1 pseudogene is annotated in these 402 nt (G+C 43.3%); it reads left to right on the top strand.

Going from position 1 to position 402, the window contains the following annotated elements:
• Positions 1 to 323, top strand: a pseudogene (locus AB4232_RS14950) (DUF1853 domain-containing protein); the annotation flags it as partial.
• Positions 324 to 402: the final 79 nt, after the last annotated feature.

The following is a 402-nucleotide window of genomic DNA, read 5'->3' as shown; positions in this document are numbered from 1 at the left end:
AGTATCCAGAGATCGATGTCGACTCAAAACATCTCCTCATGCAGGGGCGTCTATATACCAACCCCTTCTTAGATCAAAAAGTACCTACTGAATGTTTGGGCTACGAAATTAATTCAAGCCAAGTAAACGGTTTTTGGTGCTATCAAAACCAAGCTCATTTAATTACTGAAGTGCTCTACCCTCTCACCAAAGAGCAATGGGCAGCTGGGACAGATGATTTCAGCGGTAAACCCATCACCGAGTTTGGTGACCGCTTTGTTCATGGACAAACCAAATCAGGACAGTTTTGGTTTGTGATGCCACAAAGCTGGCCACACGGCTAATCTATTCAGCCATTGAGTTGATTTAGTCTTAGCCACTTACTCACAGACAAATAAAAAGGGCTGATGCTTTCACATCAAC

Origin of the sequence: Vibrio sp. 10N.286.46.A8 (genome assembly GCF_041470165.1) — a bacterium.
Classification (GTDB): domain Bacteria; phylum Pseudomonadota; class Gammaproteobacteria; order Enterobacterales; family Vibrionaceae; genus Vibrio; species Vibrio tasmaniensis_A.
The sequence above is the reverse complement of the archived record's forward strand: the minus strand, read 5'-3'. Positions and strand labels throughout refer to the sequence as shown.